A 21594-nucleotide genomic window follows, 5' to 3' on the forward strand; every position below is an offset into this window, starting at 1 on the left:
AAGCACCGCAAAAAAATCCCGCTATCGCTAGCGGGATTTTAGCGCAGGGTTTTAGTCGGTGATCAATTTATTATTGTTGAGCAATTGCGTAATAATTTGCTGATCAGTTGTTGCGCCACTATAAAGCGATTGCAAATCCACACCACTCAATACAATTTGCTGGCTTGTCTGTGCGCTATCAAAACCACCACCGGCATAACCACCTGTGTGACTGATATGCACAATAGTGCTGCCGCCGGTTACTTCAAAATGCAAATAATCCGTGAGGTTACCCGCGCTATTTGATGCACCAACAGACTCGCCCTGTAATAAATCGCGCAGGTCTAATACATCTCCGCCTGTACCATTACTACCCGCCGCAGAGGTCGAAAAATTTTGGATAGTGTCCACCGCCGGTGAACCTGCAGTGCCTTGATCGCCCAAACTCCAGGCAAATATATCCACAAAGTTTTCGCTCGAATTACCGCCACTCATGGTGTCGTTGCCAGCACCGCCAATAAGACGATCATTGCCATTACCGCTATTGATCACATCGTTGCCACTACCGCCGTAGATGATGTCTGTGCCGGTACCTGCACTCAGGTTGTCATCACCCGCACCGCCGCGAACAACATTGCTGCCATTGCCTGCGTTAATCGTATTGTTGCCTGCACCACCCTGAATATGTTCACTGGCAGAGGAGCCTGTAAAGTTACCCGATTCAGTCGTTGAGACATCAACCGTTGTATAAGCCGCTTTCAAATTTACGACACTTGTTGTGCTAGCCGTAAATCCACCATTTGCTTCTGTAGAGGTGACCTGCACTGTCAGGCTGGTTGAGTTAGTGGAGTAACTGCCCGGTAAATTTAACATCAGGTTGGGAAGATCAGCCGCCGCAAACTGCCACACGCCGCCGCCCAGGTTAGTGCCAGCATTAAAGCTTAAACCTGTGGGTACACCACTGACTTTGATGGAAAGCGTTTCTGAACCATCGGTATCCACCAACTTGGTAGTAATGGGGAATTTCACGCTGGTTCCGCCAGTGCCCTGTGCAACCACTACCAGCGATTTACTCACCACTACCGATGGCGCACTTGCACTGCCCACGGCAAGGTTCACTGTAGCGGTGGTGGTAATTCCACCGTTGTCGCGCGCGGTATAGGTAAAACTCGCACTGCCTTCAAAGCCGAGAGTCGGGGTAAATAGGATATTGCCTGCACCATTGATAATGGCGGTGCCATTGACCGCGTTATCAACCTCGACAATTTGCAAAATATCACCATCAACGTCTATGTCGTTTGCGCGCAAACTGGTTGGGGTGATGGTGAGTGTGGAGTTACTCGCGGCAACGAGATTATCGTTAACGGCGACCGGCGCATCATTCACCGGAGACACAACAAGATTGACGCTGGCGGTGTCAAAGCCGCCGCGACCATCGCTATTGGTGTAGGTGAAAGACGCTGGCCCCACATAGTTAGCGTTCGGCGTAAAAATCACATTACCGCCGGCTATAGCCACAGAACCATTCACGGCGCCCTGCACACTGTGCAAGGTCAAACCGTCATTATTTGCATCCGAATCATTCGCGAGCAAGGTTGCGGCAGTGATGGTAAAGGGAGTGTCCTCTGTGGCCACCAAATTGGCGGTTTTGTAGCTGTTAAAACTGTTGAATGGCTGATAAGTCATGCCGCCGTCATCACTCAACTCTGCAGTGAAGCGTGCGAAATAACCCTGATCCCAATAAACGATCTCGATGGTGTGAATACCACCCGTCGCAATGGTAAATGTCGGGTGAACACGGGTAGTGGCGCTTTGGTTTGCGGCAACTTCAGCAACAGTGACGCCATCAATTTTAATTTGATAACCGTCATCGCCCAACACCCGAAAATTGTATGTACCTGCATCCAATTCGATAAAACCGCTCATACGAATAATCGCATCGCTTGTTGTTGCAGGATCGGTACTCAAGCTCGCCGCATCGGAACCCAGGAAGGTTTGCAAGTTGGTGCCAGCACCCAGGTTGCTGTCGAATGAATTACCCGGGTTGTAATTGAGGGTAGTGGCGGTAAACGTCGCACTCGGCACTCGGCCATCAATATAGGCTTTTACCTGTTCCAGTGAGGCCAAATTGGAGCCGTCGGTACCTTGGCGATAGCCGAAATATTCAGAATGCAAACCGGTAGCCGTTCCGCCGCCAACAGGATTGTCGTTAACCGCATCTGGCGGTGTATTCACAGCGGTCACATTGATATTAACCTGCGCCGTTGAAGTTCCGCCCTGCCCATCATTAACGGTGTAAGTAAAAGATGCCGGGCCGCTATAGCCCGCGGTGGGGGTAAATACCACATTGCCGCCCACAATACTTACGCTGCCGTTAACCGGATCTTGCACAGATTGGATGCTGAGGGTGTCTGAATCAGGGTCTGTGTCGTTAGCCAAAAGCTGGGCTGACGTCAGGGTGAGTACCTGATTTTGTACCACTGTGGCGGTATCGGCATTTGCCGTTGGGCCATCGTTAGTACCCTTGACAGTAATCACCACTGAACTGGTGGTGCCGTCGATACTCTTGACGGTGAATGTCTCGGTTTTGGTCTCGCCCTCTTTGAGTTGTTGGACATTTGCCTTGCTGTTGTCGATGTTATAAGTCCAATCACCGGTGCTGGTAATGGAGAAACTGCCGTAGGTGCCAGCCGTATTGGATTGCACCTCAAAGCCTTCTTCGCCTGCATCCGGATCTGTGATGGAGAGGGTTCCTGCCGCAGTGGATTGAGCGGGCGAATCTTCTTTCACAGTACCTGCGCCGCTGCCTACTACGGCGGCATCTGCTACAGCATTAACACTAATGTTCACCGTAGCTGGGGTCGAATCATCCAGACCTTTGTCGTCGCGCGCAGCATAGTCGAACTGACTGGAACCGTTCCAGTTAGCATCGGGTTTGAAGTAGACCGGCCCACTTACCAGATCATCAACCGCAATCAGGGTGGTCATAGCGGCGTCGCTATACAGGAGCCCATTCGCTGGCAGAGATTTAATGACATAGCCCGCGACCGAACCATCGCTATCGCTGCCAGCCAGGTTGATGGTAATCAGGGTGTCTTCATCGCCAGAAACATTGAGTGTGTTTGTTTCAGGTGCTTGGTTAGGCGCGGCCACCACATTGATATTGACCCTGCCTGAGTCAACTCCACCTTTATCATCCGTCACTATGTAGGTAAAACTGGCAACGCCTGTGAAACCCGGTGTAGGCGTAAACACCAGGTTTCCACCAACGACCTGGAGAGTGCCGTTGGCTTCAGAGGTCACTGTAGTCACCCGCAATGTATCGTTGTCCACATCTGTGTCATTGGCGACCAGAATCGACAAGGGCATAGGCAGCGACAGCGTGGTGTTCACAGTGATCGTAAAGGTGTCGTCTACCGCCACAGGTGCGTCATTGACTGGCGTCAGGGTGATGTTCAGGTCTGCACTTGCACCGGTATCGGTGGTGTAAGTTACTGTGGGTACTGCGCCGTTGAAATTAATGTCGGCAGGTACAAAGGTGTAGTCGCCATTGGCCAACAGGGTGAAAGTACCCACTCCAGCCAGGTTCACCGATTCATTGGCATTGTAGGTTGTGCCATTGATAACAAAGCTGGCCACTTGGGGAGTAGTGTCCGGGTCAACATCATTGGTCAACACATTTCCAATTGCGTTGCTGCCTTCGGCAACGGTTTTGACGTCATCAATCGCCTGTGTTGGATCATCAACTGCCACCACGTTGATAAACACAGTGCCTTTATCCACTCCACCCTTGTCGTCGGTGATGCGGTAATCAAAGCTCGCTGTGCCGCTAAACTCAGCGGTCGGCGTGAATACCAGATTTCCTGAAACAACACTCAATGTGCCATTAACAGCATTCTCCAGGATGACTACCCGCAATGAATCGCCATCCGGATCGGAGTCATTGGTGACCAGACCCGAAGCCGGTAGAGGCATACTCCAAGCCTCGTCTTCATTGATGGTATAGAAATCGTCCACAGCAACGGGAGCATCATTCACTGGCGTAACGGTGATATCCAAGGTGCTGGAAGAACCAGTGTTGGTTGTGTAGGTCACTTGGGGAACAGCACCATGCCAATTAGCCTCTGGCTCGAACACATATGAGCCATTGGCATTCAACACCAGGTTTCCGACACCAGCGATGACCGCCGTTTGGCCTGCGGTAAAGCTGCCCAATCCGGAGACCTGAAAGCTTGCAACTGTCAGGGTGTCATCTGCGTCCGTGTCGTTGGTGAGCACATTGCCAGTAACATCGTTATCTTCAGGGCCGGAATCGAGGTCTTGCACAAGCACGCTCGGGGCATTGGCTTTGACCACTACATTGACCGTCGCGGTGGCGGTCGCACCCAATGGGTCTTGAACGGTATAAGTGAAGCTGTCATTACCTGAAAAACCGGCGTTCGGGGTGTAGATCGGATTTCCGGTAACCGCGTCGATAACGACTGAGCCATTGGCGCCCTGACTGACAGATACCACCGACAGAATACCGCCCTCGGGATCGGAATCGTTAGTACGCACGGCCACGGCGACCGAGCTACCTTCGTCAACATTGGCTGTGTCATTTACCGCGGTAGGGGCATCATTAACCGGGGTAATCGCGATTTGTACCGTAACAATATTGCCATTGCTGGTGCCATCGTTAGCGCGGTAGGTAAAGCTGTCGCTGGTGGTTTCGCTGCCGTTGTGGGTGTAGCTAAAGGTACCGTTCGCGTTCAACGTCAGAGTGCCGTGCGCGGGCCCGGACACGAGGATCGCCGACAGCGGGCTGTTTTCAGCATCCGAATCGTTAGCCAATACACTGCTGGCACCCGACTCTAGCAGCGTCGCAGTGCCGCCTTCATTGACAGTGATACTGTCAGCAATGGTGACTGGCGCATCGTTGAGCGGATTTACACCGATAGTCACTGTGCTGGTAGTCGTTCCACCATTGCCATCACTGATGGTCACCACAAACGAATCGCTGCCGTTGTAGTTCGCATTCGGGGTGTAGATAAAACTGCCAGTAGCGGGATTCAGCGTTACGACACCGTTAGTCGGCGCGCCGGAAACGGCGTAAGCCAAAGTATCGCCATCAAGATCGCTCGCCACGATTTGCCCAGGAACCGCGACATCTTCGTTGGTAGTCAGGTTCAGATTGCTGGCAGTTGGCGCATCGTTTTGCGGAGTTACACCAATCGTTACGGTGCTGGTCGTCGTTCCACCATTACCATCACTGATGGTCACGACAAACGAATCGCTGCCGTTGTAGTTGGCGTTCGGGGTGTAGATGAAACTGCCGGTAACAGGATCCAGATTCACCGAACCGTTAGTCGGCGAGCCGGAAACGGCATAAGCCAAGGTATCGCCATCAACATCACTGGCGACGATTTGACCGGGAACTGCCACGTCTTCGTCAGTGGTCAAGCTCAGGTCGCTCGCAACCGGGGCGTCGTTAACCGGCGTTACACCGATAGTCACGGTGCTCGTAGTCGTTCCACCATTGCCATCACTGATGGTCACGACAAACGAATCGCTGCCGTTGTAGTTCGCATTCGGGGTGTAGATAAAACTGCCAGTAGCGGGATTCAGCGTGACCACACCGTTAGTCGGCACGCCGGAAACGGCGTAGGCCAAAGTATCGCCATCAAGATCGCTCGCGATGATTTGCCCAGGAACGGCGACATCTTCGTTGGTAGTCAGGTTCAGATTGCTGGCAGTTGGCGCATCGTTAACCGGAGTTACACCAATCGTTACGGTGCTGGTCGTCGTTCCACCATTGCCATCACTGATGGTCACGACAAACGAATCGCTGCCGTTGTAGTTCGCATTCGGGGTGTAGATGAAACTGCCAGTAGCGGGATTCAGGGTTACCACACCGTTGGTGGGCAAACCGGAAATGGCGTAAGCCAAAGTATCGCCATCAAGATCGCTCGCGATGATTTGCCCAGGAACAGCGACATCTTCATTGGTGGTCAGGCTCAGGTTGCTGGCAGTTGGCGCATCGTTAACCGGAGTTACACCGATAGTCACGGTGCCCGTCGTCGTTCCACCATTGCCATCACTGATGGTCACCACAAACGAATCGCTGCCGTTGTAGTTCGCATTCGGGGTGTAGATAAAACTGCCAGTCGCGGGATTCAGTGTTACCGAACCGTTAGTCGGCGCGCCGGAAACGGCGTAAGCCAAAGTATCGCCATCAAGATCGCTCGCGATGATTTGACCGGGAACCGCTAGATCTTCGTTGGTGGTCAAGCTCAAGTCGCTAGCAGTCGGCGCGTCGTTAACCGGAGTTACACCGATAGTCACGGTGCTCGTAGTCGTTCCACCATTGCCATCACTGATGGTCACTACAAACGAATCGCTGCCGTTGTAGTTCGCATTCGGGGTGTAGATAAAACTGCCGGTGGCAGGATTCAGGGTCAGGGCACCGTTCAACGGGTTGGTCGTAACCGTATAGGACAATGCGTCGCCTTCTATATCACTGGCGACGATTTGACCACTAAGCTGGGTATCTTCATCCACAGTGAGCGTCTGATCGGCAGATACGGGAGCATCGTTAACGGGTGCGATATTCAATGAAATAGTCGCCGTGCTGCTGTTGCCACTACTGTCGGTCACGGTGACGACAAAACTATCTGCACCGTTGTAATTCGCGTTGGGAGTAAAGGTAAATTGGCCGGTGACAGGATCTAATTGCAGGGTGCCATTGGCAGGCGGAGTCGCAAGCATATAGGTCAACAGATCACCTTCTACGTCTGTGGCAATAATTTGGCCGGTCAGTAGCGTGTCTTCGTCTGTGCTGAAGAGCTGATCTGCAATTTGTGGAGCACGATTAACATACTCGCCATCAGTAACGACCTGAGCTATTTCAGCTTGACCCGAAATCCCATAATCAAAATCCTGGTCATTAGTTGCTTCAGCAATTCGATCCAAGCGTACAAAGCTGTTGGAGCCACCACCGGTGGCAGAGTTGTCGCCTGCAGCCGTTTCTTCCAACTCCTCAAGCAAGTCGCCTTCTTGTTCCAAAGCAGCCAAAACTTGTTGCACGCTGGCGTCGTCAAGTAAAGCTTCATCGGCCGATGTCGCGCTTTGCGGGTTCATGTCGCGGCTCATGGCGACTTCCTGCCCACCGTTGATTACCAGTGCTTCTACACCGCCAATATCCAACTCAACGCGCGCGCCCTCCGCCGTTACCAGAATTTCATTGTCGTTAAGTACAGCACCTACGGTTAAGGGGCGGAGGCTGCCATCGGGTGACTTGGCCCAGGCTTGTCCTTGAAGAAAGGCTACAGTGGCAACGGCATTGCTCATACTTAACTCCCAATCCATAAAAGGTGAACTAGCTCACAAAACACTGGTGATATGCGGAGTTTAGCGACAGTTGAAATTAGCGCCATTGGACTAAAGGACAATAAACAGTATTTTTTTAGATACCGTTTTGGAATAAGGAAGGGAAAGGAGGACTAAATCAGGCTTTAGCGTTGTTGGAGAAGACCAACGCCAATTGCAGGCGGTCGCGAACACCCAGCTTTTCAAAACTGGCGCCCAAATGTGCTTTTACGGTGCGCTCGGTAATATCCAGTTCACGCGCAACTTCTTTATTGGTTTTTCCTGCCGCCACCAACTCGGCCACGGCACGCTCGCGGCCAGTCAGTAAATTCAAATCTGCGCTGGGCAGCGCAACAATAGGTGCTAAACGTTGTGCGCCCAAGATCAATTGGCGCATCAAATCAGCACCCATCCACACGCCCCCCACCGCGACCGATTGGGCGATTTGCTCCAGCACCGAAGGCACAGCTAAATAATGCACATAACCACTGGCACCCGCTTCCAGCGCTTTGCGCGCTTCAGCCGTTTGTTCTATCGCGGTCATGGCGATAACTTTAAAACCCTCCGCATTCAGTGTGTGTATCTGTGCAAAACTTTGCATACCACCCAACAGTAACCACACCAAACCGCGTGCATCAACCCCGGCCAAATCATCAACAATCTGCGCATGGGGAAATGCCTGCAACCAGTGCGGCGAACGTATGTGGGCAGGAGCAACAAACAACTGATGCATTATCGTTCCGTCATCGCATTTTGTTGGGCGCGTAAAACCGGTTTGAGCAAATAAGCCAACACCGTTTTCTTGCCAGTAAGAATATCTACCTGCGTCATCATGCCGGGCATAATCGGCAAGGTAGGGTCAAAACCTGCGCGCTCAGTGCGTACACGCACAATATAAAACGTACGCTCTTTTTCATCGGTAATGGTATCCGGGCTGATGTGTTCCACTTTGCCTTTTAATCCACCATAAACAACAAAATCGTAAGCGGTGAATTTCACAATCGCTTCCTGCCCTGGGTGCAAAAACGCAATATCTTTGGGTGATACTTTTGCCTCTACGATGAGCTGATCATCCAGCGGTACCATCTCGATCACTTCACGCCCTGGTTGCACTACACCACCAACCGTATTGGTAAATACCCGTTGCACCGTACCGCGCACGGGAGAGCGGATTTCCGCGTATTTAATTTTATCGGCAAGGCCAGTGCTAGACTCCGATAAGGAAGCAATTTTGCTCAACACTTCCGATAATTCGTTGCGCCATTTATTACTGGCTAATAATTCTGTTTCACGCAATTTACCGCGCGATTCTTCCACCGCCAGCAATAAACGGGACTCTTGCGATAGCGCCTGTTCACGTTCACCGCGCGCCATGGAAACTTCACCTTCCAAACGCAAAATTTCCACTTCAGAAATCGCACCGCTCGCCAGCAGCGGTTTGGTAACATTCAATTCTTGTGTGGATAATTCCAGCGCGCGAGTCACTTGCGTCAGCTTTGCGCGCACCTCGTTTAATTCTTCCGAGCGCTGATCCAATTGGCTGCGCGCAATTGCAAGTTGCTCATCCAATTCCTTGCGATTGGATTCATACAAACTGCGTTCGTGATTCACAATATCCGGTGCGTCTGTCAACAAATCATCGGGAAATACTAGCGGAGTATTGGAGGTCAATGATTGCAAACGTGCCGCGCGTGCTTGCAGCGATAAAAACTCCGCACGATTTTCACGGAAGGTTGAAATGAAGCGGGTTGGATCAATACGCAATAATAAATCGCCTTTCTCAACCACTTGCCCTTCACGCACCAACACTTCCTGTACTACACCACCGTCAAAGGATTGAATCACCTGTAGTTGCGACGAGGGAATCACTTTACCTTCACCGCGCGCCACTTCATCCAGCGGCGCAAAAGCAGCCCAGAGCAATAACAGAAAAATAATGAATGCAATCACACGCAGTAGTGCACGCGCTTTTATCGGCTCTTGCTGCAGCCGCGCCCAATCGGAATCTGTTACCCAATCTTTCGGCTGCTCATGCAATGGATCGAGCCAACGGGCATAAAGTTTGTCGATAAATCGGCTGGCCGGCAGACCTAATTTATCCAACCAGCGCCCCACTTTTTCGAATAACATTTTATCGCGCGAAACCGGCGTTACAGTTGTCGGTTGGCTCATTAGGACGCCCTCCCGATTCTGCCTTGGCGCAACGCTTCCACCACTTGCTCTTTAGGGCCATCGGCCACAATTTTTCCTGCATCAATCACAATAATGCGATTCGCTAATTCCAGCAGCGAGGTGCGATGGGTAATGACAATTAAGGTTTTGTGCTCGGCGAATTGCAGCAGGTTGCGTTTAAATTCTTCTTCGCTGGTGTGATCCATAGCGCCGGTGGGTTCATCCATTAATAAAATCGGCGCATCGTTTAATAAAGCGCGGGCGATGCTCACCGACTGGCGTTGACCACCGGATAATAACTGACCGTGTTCACCCACCGGCATGGCCAAGCCCATAGGGTGCTGATTGACAAAGTCGGTCAACCCGCTCAAACGCACCGCTTCTAAAATAGCTTCATCACTGGCATGAGGTGCACCCATGGCAATATTTTCACGCAAATTGCCAAAAAATAAATTTACATCCTGGGATACACAACCAATATTGCGGCGCAATTCGGCGGGGTCGAGCTGGCGAATATCGATGCCATCAATCAACAAAGTCCCCGCACTCGGCGCATACAATCCGGCAATTAATTTTTCCAGTGTGGTTTTACCGGAGCCGTTGCGCCCCAAAATCGCCACGTGTTCACCGGCATTAATTTTGAACGAGACATCGCGCAGCACTTCGCGCTCATCTTGCGGGTAATTGAATGCTACTTTTTTAAATTCAATCGCACCTTGTAACCGCGGGCGACTGATCCACTGCGTATCCAATGGTCGCTCAACCGGTTTTTCCATGATTTCATTCAGCGCCGTCAAGGCGGTCGCAGCACTATGATATTGCATCAGCAAGCCGGCCGTTTGCCCCACCGGCGCCATGATGCGTGAAGCGAGCATATAGGCGGCAATCAAACCACCTTGCGAGAGGTTGCCTTCAATAATTTGATATACACCGACAATAATAATAACGACGGATACTGCTTGTTGAATCCAAAGAGTACTGCTGCCCACCGAACCGGACAGCATGCGCATTTTCACCCCCACGCGCGATAACACCAGTGTGGATTTTTCCCAAATCACCTGCATGCGCCCTTCTGCGCCCAAGGTTTTTATGGTTTCCAAACCCGACAAGCTTTCCACCAAAGTTGCATTGCGTTGCGCCGATGCTTGCATGGAATTTTCGGTGAGTATTTGCATTTTTTTCTGCACGGCAGCGGTGTAAATAATCACCAGCAATACACCCACCACAATAGGTAATATCAGCGGCCATGAAATTAACAACACCACCAATAAAAATAACAAAACGAAAGGTAAATCCACCAAGGCCAAAATGGTGGCGGAAGAAATAAAATTGCGGATGGATTCAAACGACTGCAAGCCAGCAGCAAACGAACCGACCGATGCTGGACGTTCGGACAACTTCATGCCCAGCACGCGCTCCATAATTGTCGCCGACAAGGTAACATCCACCCGGCTCGCGGCGAGATCCACAAACCATGCACGCATCATGCGCAATACAAAATCAGCACTAATGGCAATTAGCATGCCGACCGACAATACCCAGAGCGTATCCGTCGCGTGATTAGGCACCACACGGTCGTACACATTCATCACAAACAGCGGTGAGACCAATGCAAAAAAGTTGATCAGCAGTGCGGTGAGTAATACATCGCGATAAAGATATTTGTACTCGCCAATCACACTCCAAAACCAGTGCGCCCCTTTATGTTTGCGTGTGCTGGTTTTGCTGATATCGGCGGCGCGTGCATCAAAGCGCTCTTGCGGGCGCACGTAAATTGCGCGCCCCGTGTAATTCCCGGCCAAGTCATCGAACCCCAGCTCAACAACCGCCTCGCCCAACTCTGGATAAATCACCCGCGCACCCGTTTCACTCAATTCGAGCAACAGGCACGCCTGATTATTATTGAGCAATAAAATCGCAGGAAATAACGCGCTATTTAACTCAGGGAGTGAGCGCGCCACCAACTTGCTGGTTAAGCCAGCACGTTTGGCGGCGCGTGCAAACAAGGATGGAGTCAGACCGGACTTATCCAGCGGCAAGCCCGCCAAGAGGGATTCACGCGTACAGCTGATGTGGTGCGCGCGTGCCACCAATAACAAACAGTCAACCAAAGGGCCCGCTGGTACGCTCGCAGTATCCGGGGGGAGTTGAACATCAAGGGTCATTGGGGCTCCGGGACATAAAATCGAACAACGCGGGCGACTGTTTACACAAGCCGCCCTATTCGCTCAAGCCTAGCAAATGATTGCATAGACCAGCAGGCGTTTTTATTGTTTGCGTGTCACGGTGATATCAACACGACGGTTGGCGGCTTTTCCGGCATCGGTATTGTTGTCTGCTACCGGGCGCGACGCGCCATAACCATCAACTGACATAGGAATAGTTTCCAAGCCATTCAACACAAAATAATCGCGCACACGTTGTGCACGGGCTTTGGAAAGCGGGATATTTAATTCGTCGGTACCACTACTATCGCTGTGGCCTTCTATCGCAATTTGCACAACACCAGGCGTTGCTTTGATGCTGGCAATGAGTTGATCCAAGGTTACTGATGAACCGGCTTTGAGCTCAGAGCTGCCAAGATCAAACAGCGTATCGCCACTCAAAGGGGTCAGCTGACTGATTAAATCGTCACGGCTCATTGCGACCGGGGCTTCTGCGGGGCAGGCGGACTCAGAAATTTTTAGTGAATCCTCCACGCGGGTGTCATGCAAAATACCCAAACCGTCACGCACTATACCGAGCGCTGGCAACAGGCTCCCCATAGCCGCGAGTGAGCGCGCATAGGCCAACTCCAAATCCACCTGCGTAATGACCAAGGCACGGCTGGCCTGGAAATATTCGTTCTCGGCATCCAACACATCCAACAAGGTGCGTTGACCAATATTAAATTGCTCCGCGTAGGCGCTGCGCACCTTATCGCTGGAAAGACGATGCTGCTCCAGGGAGATTAATTGCTCGCGTAAACGCAGCGAATCGTTATAGGCAATTTGCGTGTCTTGACGTAAATCGATACAAGCTTGATCGCGTAAATCCTTGGCCTGATTTACCAATTCCAACGAACGACGCACGGCAGCACGATTAGAACCACCGCTGTAAAGGTTGTAGGTAATCGCTAATTCAACTGCGCTTTCATCGCCGAAACTGTTCGGATCAACGCGGTTATCAAAACCATTTTGATTGCGACTAGTAACCTGACGTGCACGCAGTTCCGCTTTGGGGTAGTAACCGGCACGATCCACTTTGACCGCTGCCTGTGCCACACTGATATTTTTAATGGCCGCATGGAAACCCGGATTGCCTTGATACGCCATGGTCAGCGCCGCGCGAATAGAGTCGGGCAGTTTTTGCTCGGCCAACTGGGTGGGCATTAAGTCTTCCGCAGGCAATTGACCCACTACCCGCAGGTAACGGGCGGTTACATCATGCAGGTTAGCGGCCTCGGTCAACAAATTGGATTCGGCCAGCGCCAAGCGACCAGCAACCTGTTCCAAATCCACACGACGACCAACACCAGAAACAGCGCGCTCTTCAATCTGGGCAAATACATCGCGGTGTTTGGCATAGTTGGAACGCGCCAACTCCACCAATTCGCGGTTGCGTTTTACATCCTCAAACGCCCGCACGGCTTCCAGCGCTGTCAATTCGACAACGTTAAGCAATTCGTAGTAGCGCACGAGGCGCGCATTATCAAAACGTTCAACCTGCCCCGAGGTACTAAAACCATCGAATAACATTTGGCTAAGGGTAATTTGCCCCTGTGCCGTGTTGTAAACGCCACGACCGTCGTAATCACGATTGCTCTTTCCTGCAGATGCACCTATATCCACGGTCGGTAAATAACCGCCGCGGGCGACTCTCACGTCTTGCGCTGCCGCTTTAAATTCATGCCAGGCTGCTTGTACTTCCGGGTTGGTCTCCAGCGCCTGCAGTGCCACATCCTTAACAGTATTTGGAGCTTCCTGCGCGTTAAGTTGAGCAGAAACCAGTGAAACTGACATCAACAAGAATGATTGAACTACGCGGGACAGATGTCCGGAAAAAAGGAGCGTCATGAAAAATTTCCGTCGTTTATCGCAAGAGCGATGCTTATAGAACTGTATAAAATATGGGATTTAGATCACAAAAAAGCCAGAAACCAAAGGTAATGCTATTGATAGCAAAAATCTAATCATATTTTGTTATATATCGTGACAACAAAATCCAGCTGATCTGTAACCACTTTCTGCACGATATCCCCCCTCAACTCCGGGGATAACCGCCACGCAAAAGGGGTCATATCCAGTAACGCCGCCCGCAATTCCGGCTGTTCTATCACCAGCCCAGCCTGGACTTGTTGCTGATCGATGAGTCGAAATCCTTCTGGAATCGGCGTCGTCTGATGCGGGCGCACCTCGCGGTAAATACGGCGGCGCAACCCAAGCAAATGTTGCTCACCGGGCGCCACTATAACCAACAGACCGTTTGATGCCATTACACGATATAACTCTGCATCCTTACTCGGTGCGTAAATGCGGGTAATCACATCCATAGATCCATCTGCCACCGGCAAGTCAAAACTGGAGGCAACGCTATACACCAGCCGAGAATCCAGCCCAACCGATTTGGCTGCTTTGGCGGCAAGCCTTACGCCCGCTTTGGCAATATCCACACCATAGATGCTTGCTGCAGGCAATGCCTCTGCAAAAGCGCCGGTGAAATAGCCTTCACCGCAACCTATATCCAACAGGTTTTTGGTAGACCGGGGTAATAGCATTTGCAAATGGGTTTTGAGCGGCTCAAAAAATCCTGCCTGCAAAAATTGTCGCCGCGCCTGCAACTGTATTTTTGCATCACCCGGCTCCAGCGAATGCTTGTGCTGTACCGGCAATAAATTGAAATAACCTTCTTTAGCACGATCAAATTGATGATGTTTTTCACACCCTACTCCTTGGCTATTCACGACCAAGGGTAGACGGCAAAGCGGACAGGACAAAGCATTCATAGGCGAAATTCAATGAGTATTGATGATCGAAACATCGACCAATCAATAAATGAGTAGTCATCTGATAATAAATAGAGGGGAATACAAACGCGCAGAATGCCGACTCACTCTTCAATAAGCAAGTCACGCAAGAACCACAAAAAATACCGCATCCTATTTAAGTAGATGCGGTATTCAGCAAAGTTAATTTTCGTCAGGTATTTCGTAGCGATCAATAATGTCGCGCACTAAACCACTGCGCACAATATCTTCACGCTCAAACTCATGCAGATACACATTAGGCAAGCCTTTCAAGCGCTCTACGGCGTCAGCCAAACCATTGGGGCCGCGAATATCGCTTTGCAAAATATCGCCATTAATAACCACTTTACAATCCTCACCGATACGCGTTAAAAACATTTTCATTTGCGCAGGCGTGGTATTTTGTGCTTCATCGAGAATGACAAAGGTTTTGCTGTTAAAGGTTTTACCGCGCATAAACGCCAGCGGTGCTGCCACTATGCGACCATGGCGCAAGCAATAATCTACCGTACCCGCACCCAAGCGCTCATTCAAAATATCGCGGAAGGCATCAATATAAACCGAGAATTTCTGATCGAGATCGCCCGGTAAAAACCCAAGGTTCTCGCCGGACTCCACGGCTGGGCGAGTTAAAATTATCCGCTCAATCCGGCCCGATTCCAGCGCCTCTGCGGCTAATGCTCCCGCACAATAACTTTTACCGGTACCGGCAGGACCAATACCGAAAGTCAGCATGTGTGAGTTGATAGCGTTGATGTATTGCTGCTGGGATTTTGTTTTGGCGCGGAGTGGTTGCGGTGAGCGAGGAGGAGAGTAAGCGGTTTCGACTTGCTGGGAGCGGGACTTTATTTCGACGATATTGTCATCACTTCGTTGATTCCTTCGCGATTTATGCCGCGAGCCGGAGAAGCTGGTATCGTCATAAGAATGGTGGTTCGCACTACGTCTGGCATGCGTTTTTTTTGCCATAAAAAAATCCCCTTCAGCCTGTGAGTAACACGAAAACTGTCAACAGCTTCGTGATCGATTTTACCCCGGATAAAAAACTTGCTGTGGAATGATGTTATTACCCCCTTGTTACTGGTTTACGAATACCGACTTAAAAAGATCAAGATAAACAGGATCGACTACAAATCGCTACTTCAAAACAATAAAACAAACTGAGTAAAGCAAAAACGTGTGACAGATAGACTACGCTGGCAAAGCCAGTGAATTTTTGATGCGTAACTTGTTAAAGCACACAAGAGCTACTTGCTTTTTCACCCTTGTGACTTTGATATTAATCTTATTATGGAAAAGATCAATCACTTCTTTAAAATAAAATTGAACGCATGATAATTTATTATCAGCGCTCAATTCCCAGCTTATTCATCGCTATCATCGATTTGTTTGGCCACTTTCTTTTTGGGTGGAGCAAAACCATCAACCAATGGCTCACTATGAACCGCACTTGGCACACGTCGTTTGCCAATATTTTTCTGATCGCGATCACGCACCTTGACCTTAGGTTTGCTCTCAGGCTTTTTATCTTTACTAGTGGTTTTCTTTTTAGAGCCAACTGATTTACCGGAAGACTTGGTTTTATCCGGCCCTTGATACTTACCCTTCAAACCAGGAATGCTAATCACCTCAAAGGTCACGCCAAGGTAACGCTCAATACTCTTGGTGAGATTCCACTCTTTGGCGTCCACCAGAGAGACAGCCCTCCCCTCTTTTTCGGCGCGCCCGGTACGACCAATGCGATGCAGATACTCATCGCCTGAATAGGCCATATCAACGTTCACTACCAACTCAACACCGGGAATATCCAGCCCGCGCGCCGCTACATCGGTCGCCACTAAAATACTGGTGCGCCCCTGGCGGAAGTGGTCGAGGGTAATTTTGCGCTGATCCTGGGTAATATCGCCATGCAACGCACCCACACGGAATTTGTTGTAGCGTAAAAAATTATCCAATTGTGTAGCGCGCGCTTTGGTATTGGTAAAAATAATCGCTTTTTCAAAATCGGCTTTTTGCAGTAACGCGAGCAGCAGTTTTTCTTTGTGTTTAAAATCGTCACTGATCAACATTTGCTGGGTAATAGCGTTGGGTTTTTCGTCGATATAAATCTCTTCCACTTCACCCAAAATCACTTGCTTAATAAGATGACGCAAACCTTTCTGTTCCATGGTGGCGGAGAACAACAAGGTTTGGCGTTCGGTGCTGCAGGTATTGGTGATTTTTAATACATCGTCGCTCAACCCCATATCGAGCATACGATCAGCTTCATCCAACACTAAGAATTCCAAGCCGGAAAATTCGGTCGACTTGTGGGAAATATGCTCCCCCAAACGGCCAGGCGTGCCGACGATAATTTCCGGGTTCTTGCGCAACATCGCCTTTTGATATTTCAGCTCTTCACCACCGCACACCATGCCGACTTTAAAGCTGGTGAATTTCAGAATCTGCTCTGCGTTTTTAACAATCTGCCGCGCCAGCTCACGCGTGGGAGTCAGAATCAGCATCCGGGTTGAACTGGGATTGGAGGACGGGCGCGCTAACATCGTCTGAATTGCAGGCAATAAAAAGGCGGCTGTTTTGCCACTGCCGGTTTTGGAACTCACAATCAGATTTTTACCAGCGGTCGCAGCGGGAATCGCCGCCAACTGGACTGGCGTTGGGGCTTCGTAGCCCAAAACGTCAATCGCTTTACGCAACTGGGTGTCACTAATCAGATCGTGGAAACCGGGCTGAGTCATCAAGAACCTCGAAATTCATTCAATAAAGGCAGGTTTTACCCGCAAAAGGCCGCGCAATCTACGCAGAGCGGCGCCAATTATCAACCAAAACCGCTAAAATGCCGACCTTTATCACCGGCCAGAGTAGATTCATGCGAATTATGTTAGCCCCGATGGAGGGCGTTGTTGAACACCATGTACGCGACATACTGACTCGCATTGGCGGATTGGATGGTTGTGTGACGGAGTTTATCCGCGTTACCGATCAAAAGCTGCCCTATAAAGTCTTTTATAAGTACGCGCAGGAACTGGAGAACGACTGTAAAACGCCCAACGGGACACCAGTACGCGTGCAGCTGCTAGGCAGCAAACCGGAACCCATGGCGATCAATGCACTGGAGCTGGTTAACTACGGCGCAAAAGCCATCGACCTGAACTTTGGCTGCCCCGCCAAAACCGTAAACTCCCATGAAGGTGGCGCTTGCTTACTGCGCACGCCGGATCGCGTTTATTCCATCATTAAAGCGGTACGCGATGCTGTGCCGCGCGAGATTCCCGTCACTGCAAAAATTCGCTTGGGGTTTGAAGATCGCAGCAGCTATTTGGATAACGCGCGCGCCGTAGAAGCCGCCGGTGCAAATGAACTCACCGTGCATGCCCGCTCCAAAGCCGACGGCTACAAACCACCCGCTTACTGGCACTACATTGCCGACATTCGCGCCGAATTAAAAATTCCGGTAGTAGGCAATGGTGAAATTTGGACAGTGGAAGATTATCTGCGCTGCCGCGAGCAATCGGCAGGCGCCGATGTCATGCTCGGGCGCGGCTTACTCGCCTGCCCCGACCTCGCACGACAAATTAAAGCGCACGTAAAAGGAGAGGATTACATACCGCTCACCTGGCAAGCGATTTGTGAAATGCTGTATGACTACTACAAACTCACCACCCCACTCTACTGCGAGCGCAACTGTGGCAATCGGGTAAAACAATGGTTAATGTATTTAAGTAGGCAATATCCGCAAGCCCAAGTATTTTTTGAAGCAATAAAACGTAAAACCACACCAGTAGAAATTGAGGCCTGTTTTACCGAGGCGCTACATGCAACACAGACTAACAATCACCAATAAAAAGTACACTTCACAGAAAAGGACTTCTGATGCACTGAGCCACAATCAATACAATCAATACAATCAATACAATCAATACAATCAATACAATCAATACAATCAACAATTTGAATTTTCGACTCAAATATCTCACTCAAAAAACCAAACAACGCAAATGAAAAAAGGCTTACCATTTCTGGTAAGCCTTTCTTTATATGGTGCCTCAGGAGGATTCGAACCCCCTCCCCCAGCTTCCCATTGCTCCACTACTCCCCGCTAAGCCGCATGAATACTGGGGTTCGCCTTTTGCCATCACCACTAAAAACCGCTTTACGGCACAATGATTTCGACACTTTTTCGACATTACCTAAGACTTTCCCTTAAAAGGCGTTGCCGAGAATTGCGCTAGTCTGATCACCCAGAAAGCCCACGCCAATATTTTTTGATCGGCCCATACACCAACAAAATGCAAATGTGTCTATCCTGCATTACGCTGACGCCAAACATTATCAGGACTTTAAATCATGTGCGGATACGCCCGACGCCACATAAGCAACCGAGACCTAGACAAGTTCGTAAAAACCATTGAGTTAGCAGTTCAGTTTAAAAATCGTCCAGAGCAGGAAGAGCCCTTGCTTGAGCATTTCTATCCGGCCTTTGGTGGCGCTGCATCGCGCCAAATTAAGGGAATGATTATTCAAAAAGAGGGGCAGACAAAAGCAGTTGATGCCACTTGGTGGTTTGATTGCACAGAATTAGATGGCACCTTGGTTGTAAATAACTCTCGCACCACCTTCAACGCGCGCAATCTGACCAGCCCATACTGGAAAGGAGCAATCCGCCACCACAGGGGAATTGCCATAGCAACTGCGATTGGAGAGGGAAAATCAATTAATGGCAAGAACAAGCATTACTTTGTGGAAGGTGAAACACCTCTCCTGTTGGGCACTGTGTACCGCGCGTTTCCGAGCGAGCTATACAGCACGGCAATCATCACCAGAGACTCGCATCCACGCTTTGAGCCATACCATGACAAGGCATTTCCCTTATTTCTTCCCCATGATGTTGAGTTCTTGAAGTTATGGCTGGATAACGACACTCCAGAAACCCACCCAGCAATCGCGCACCTATTAACTAACCCGCGAATTTTCAACAACCTGAAAATCACCCCAGTTAAAACATTCAAAGATGCAGTTGCTACCGGCGATACTGAACTTTTAGAAGCCGACGATCTAGCAGCTTGCCCCTGTATTTCTGCTGGCGCAGTTAGCAGTGCATAACGAATTTAAAGGTATGGTGTTAGGCAAAGTAGCCTTAGTCAATGCACTGCAATACTTCCATAAGATCAGCGCACACATTCCTGCTTATGCAGTAGTTGTAGATTGCCTAAATGAAAATGCAGAAAGTTTTTATCGTAAGTACGGATTGTAAGAGGTTTGTAAGTACAAAAATCGCTCAAGATTATTTATTCCCATGAAACTGATTTCTTATCCGTTTAAATAATTCCGTTCATCACATATCATCCAAATATTCTAAAACCCCCAGCTTTGACAGCACATCCATAAATTCTAAATTGTGTTTTAAAAAATCTATTTGCGCTGAGGAAGTATATTTCAATGCCAGCAAAATTAATCGCACCAAAGAAAAGTCGGTATAATTAATTAGTACTTCATAATATTCTTTCCTTTCGAATTCTGTGAAACCATTTTCATTTGAAAGCTTTTTATCAATAAGCTTTGCAATGACGCAAAATGTTCTTACGGCAGAATAAATTTTGTCTTCCTTGTCAGTCTCATTAATTTCTTCCGACAATTGAGCTTGATTAAAACCCAAGCCCTTTAGATTAAGGATCTCATCTTCAAGGGCAGCCACAGCTGCCCCCGACCTCTCAATAGATATCGAGCCATCTTTTTCAAAACTCAGCTGAAAAATATCAAACAACTTCTTTTGGGACTCAATCATATTGAAAAAATGAGTTTCAAATGATTTCATTTTTTCATATTTTTTATTTTTTTCTATCTCATTTTTTTGCAATGAAAGAGATTGTATAAGAATCAATATTGTTAAAAACGTTAGTATTGGATTTAGAATTCCTCCCAAAAAATCACCAAGCTGACCCCAATGTTCTTGAGAATTAGAAATTTCATATTTGAGAAAAAATCCAAAATTTAGCCAGTACGAAAACCAAGTTAAAGCTACCACAGAAAATGCAATAAATATTATTTTAACCGGTTTCATTTTACTATTCCTAAAACAAGGTATTTAACAACCTCATCTGTAGGTAATACCTTCTTTTTAACTCTGAGTTTAATGAACGTACCTTCTTCGGGATCAATACCGTTATTTATATGAAGGTTTTCCGAAATATCTCTTCGCAACAAACGCTGAACAAGGCTAATTTGTGTTGCATAACCAAACGAGTAAAACCTATCGCCTCCTCTAATATGCAAACGTCCATTGCCAGTTTTTGAGTGATATCTGATTATTACAGCATCAATCTCAAATTCTTCAGCTAAGACTTGTGCGTCCGTGAGATTGGCTGCTGTTTTATCTGTTAAGCAAACAAGCTGTTTTTCTGGATGGCCTCGCTTTCTATACCTTAGTTTTACATCATGTTGAAAATATTTAGAGATCTGATGCATATCCTTTAGTGGCTCAATAATTCTAGAAAACAGATTATCTGAAATACCCTCCAATCCATCCAGCACATCGGACGCCTCTTTGGATAAATTACCAGAATCCAAATATAGCGCCTCTAGAATAAAATATGACAACACCTCCAGAAAAATATCATCGCCCATTTTATTCAGTTTTCTTATTAATTTTTTGTCTTCTATTTCAAGTGAAAACCTTTGACCAAATGACCCAGAAAAAGATTGTTTTAATTTTGTTCTTACTTCATTGCTTTTATGAGTTCTTCGTCCTGTTTTCTTTATCGCTCCAACTAAGACTGCCTCTGAAATAATGCTAACAACATCGGAAGTACCCTTTAAGGTTTCCAATCCATATTGCATATCAATCTCATTTTCTTCCGTTTCTATCAACAAATCTAATTCTAATTTTTTCAATTTAACATCCTTAAAATTTTCATTTTTTAATAGCTTTATCTATTTTTAATAGAAAAATAATTAATAAAAATTACCTTTCACAAGGTTCTCTCGCATCGTAATTTTTCAGGCTTGACATCTTCAGCGACAATAGATGCAACTACTTTTTCTGTTAGATTAAATGATTCTTTAATTTTAATAACCGTTGGCATTGCTGATAC

The 21594-nt window shown here is 48.7% G+C and carries 12 protein-coding genes; 2 read left to right on the top strand and 10 right to left on the bottom strand.

Annotation, left to right across the window (positions count from 1 at the left end; translation table 11 throughout):
• Positions 1 to 51 precede the first annotated feature (51 nt).
• The 8 genes from O59_RS21690 to O59_RS10830 form a co-directional block, all read right to left on the bottom strand.
• Positions 52 to 7308, bottom strand: a complete 7257-nt coding sequence (locus tag O59_RS21690; RefSeq protein WP_040392205.1) for a retention module-containing protein — start codon at positions 7306 to 7308, stop codon at positions 52 to 54.
• Positions 7309 to 7465: 157 nt separating this feature from the next.
• Complete coding sequence (locus O59_RS22235) at positions 7466 to 8059, bottom strand: response regulator transcription factor (protein WP_007642509.1); 594 nt, start codon at positions 8057 to 8059, stop codon at positions 7466 to 7468.
• Positions 8059 to 9498, bottom strand: a complete 1440-nt coding sequence (locus O59_RS10805; RefSeq protein ID WP_007642510.1) for an HlyD family type I secretion periplasmic adaptor subunit — start codon at positions 9496 to 9498, stop codon at positions 8059 to 8061. The genes O59_RS22235 and O59_RS10805 overlap by 1 nt, the downstream gene beginning before the upstream one ends.
• Positions 9498 to 11663, bottom strand: coding sequence for a type I secretion system permease/ATPase (locus O59_RS10810; protein ID WP_050977041.1), 2166 nt, complete (start codon positions 11661 to 11663; stop codon positions 9498 to 9500). The genes O59_RS10805 and O59_RS10810 overlap by 1 nt, the downstream gene beginning before the upstream one ends.
• A 102-nt stretch (positions 11664 to 11765) precedes the next feature.
• Complete coding sequence (locus O59_RS10815; protein ID WP_157152551.1) at positions 11766 to 13553, bottom strand: TolC family outer membrane protein; 1788 nt, start codon at positions 13551 to 13553, stop codon at positions 11766 to 11768.
• Between the two features lie 116 nt (positions 13554 to 13669).
• Positions 13670 to 14482, bottom strand: a complete 813-nt coding sequence (locus tag O59_RS10820) for a putative RNA methyltransferase (protein ID WP_040392208.1) — start codon at positions 14480 to 14482, stop codon at positions 13670 to 13672.
• A 183-nt stretch (positions 14483 to 14665) separates the two neighbouring features.
• Complete coding sequence (locus O59_RS10825) at positions 14666 to 15472, bottom strand: PhoH family protein (RefSeq protein ID WP_040392210.1); 807 nt, start codon at positions 15470 to 15472, stop codon at positions 14666 to 14668.
• 395 nt (positions 15473 to 15867) lie between these two features.
• On the bottom strand, positions 15868 to 17241 hold the full coding sequence (locus tag O59_RS10830) for a DEAD/DEAH box helicase (protein ID WP_007642522.1): 1374 nt from the start codon (positions 17239 to 17241) through the stop codon (positions 15868 to 15870).
• 131 nt (positions 17242 to 17372) lie between these two features.
• On the opposite strand from O59_RS10830, the gene O59_RS10835 reads away from it, so the two are divergent.
• Both O59_RS10835 and O59_RS10845 read left to right on the top strand, forming a co-directional pair.
• Positions 17373 to 18347, top strand: a complete 975-nt coding sequence (locus O59_RS10835) for a tRNA-dihydrouridine synthase (RefSeq protein ID WP_040392212.1) — start codon at positions 17373 to 17375, stop codon at positions 18345 to 18347.
• Between the two features lie 503 nt (positions 18348 to 18850).
• Positions 18851 to 19606 (top strand): SOS response-associated peptidase family protein, encoded by a 756-nt coding sequence (locus O59_RS10845; RefSeq protein WP_007642527.1) that lies wholly within the window; start codon positions 18851 to 18853, stop codon positions 19604 to 19606.
• Between the two features lie 232 nt (positions 19607 to 19838).
• On the opposite strand, the gene O59_RS10855 is transcribed toward O59_RS10845, so the two are convergent.
• Both O59_RS10855 and O59_RS10860 read right to left on the bottom strand, forming a co-directional pair.
• Positions 19839 to 20564: a hypothetical protein gene (locus O59_RS10855; protein WP_040392216.1), complete on the bottom strand. Its 726-nt coding sequence runs from the start codon at positions 20562 to 20564 to the stop codon at positions 19839 to 19841.
• Positions 20561 to 21394, bottom strand: a complete 834-nt coding sequence (locus O59_RS10860; RefSeq protein WP_040392219.1) for a hypothetical protein — start codon at positions 21392 to 21394, stop codon at positions 20561 to 20563. The genes O59_RS10855 and O59_RS10860 overlap by 4 nt, the downstream gene beginning before the upstream one ends.
• Positions 21395 to 21594 lie beyond the last annotated feature (200 nt).

The organism is Cellvibrio sp. BR, assembly GCF_000263355.1.
Lineage (GTDB): Bacteria > Pseudomonadota > Gammaproteobacteria > Pseudomonadales > Cellvibrionaceae > Cellvibrio.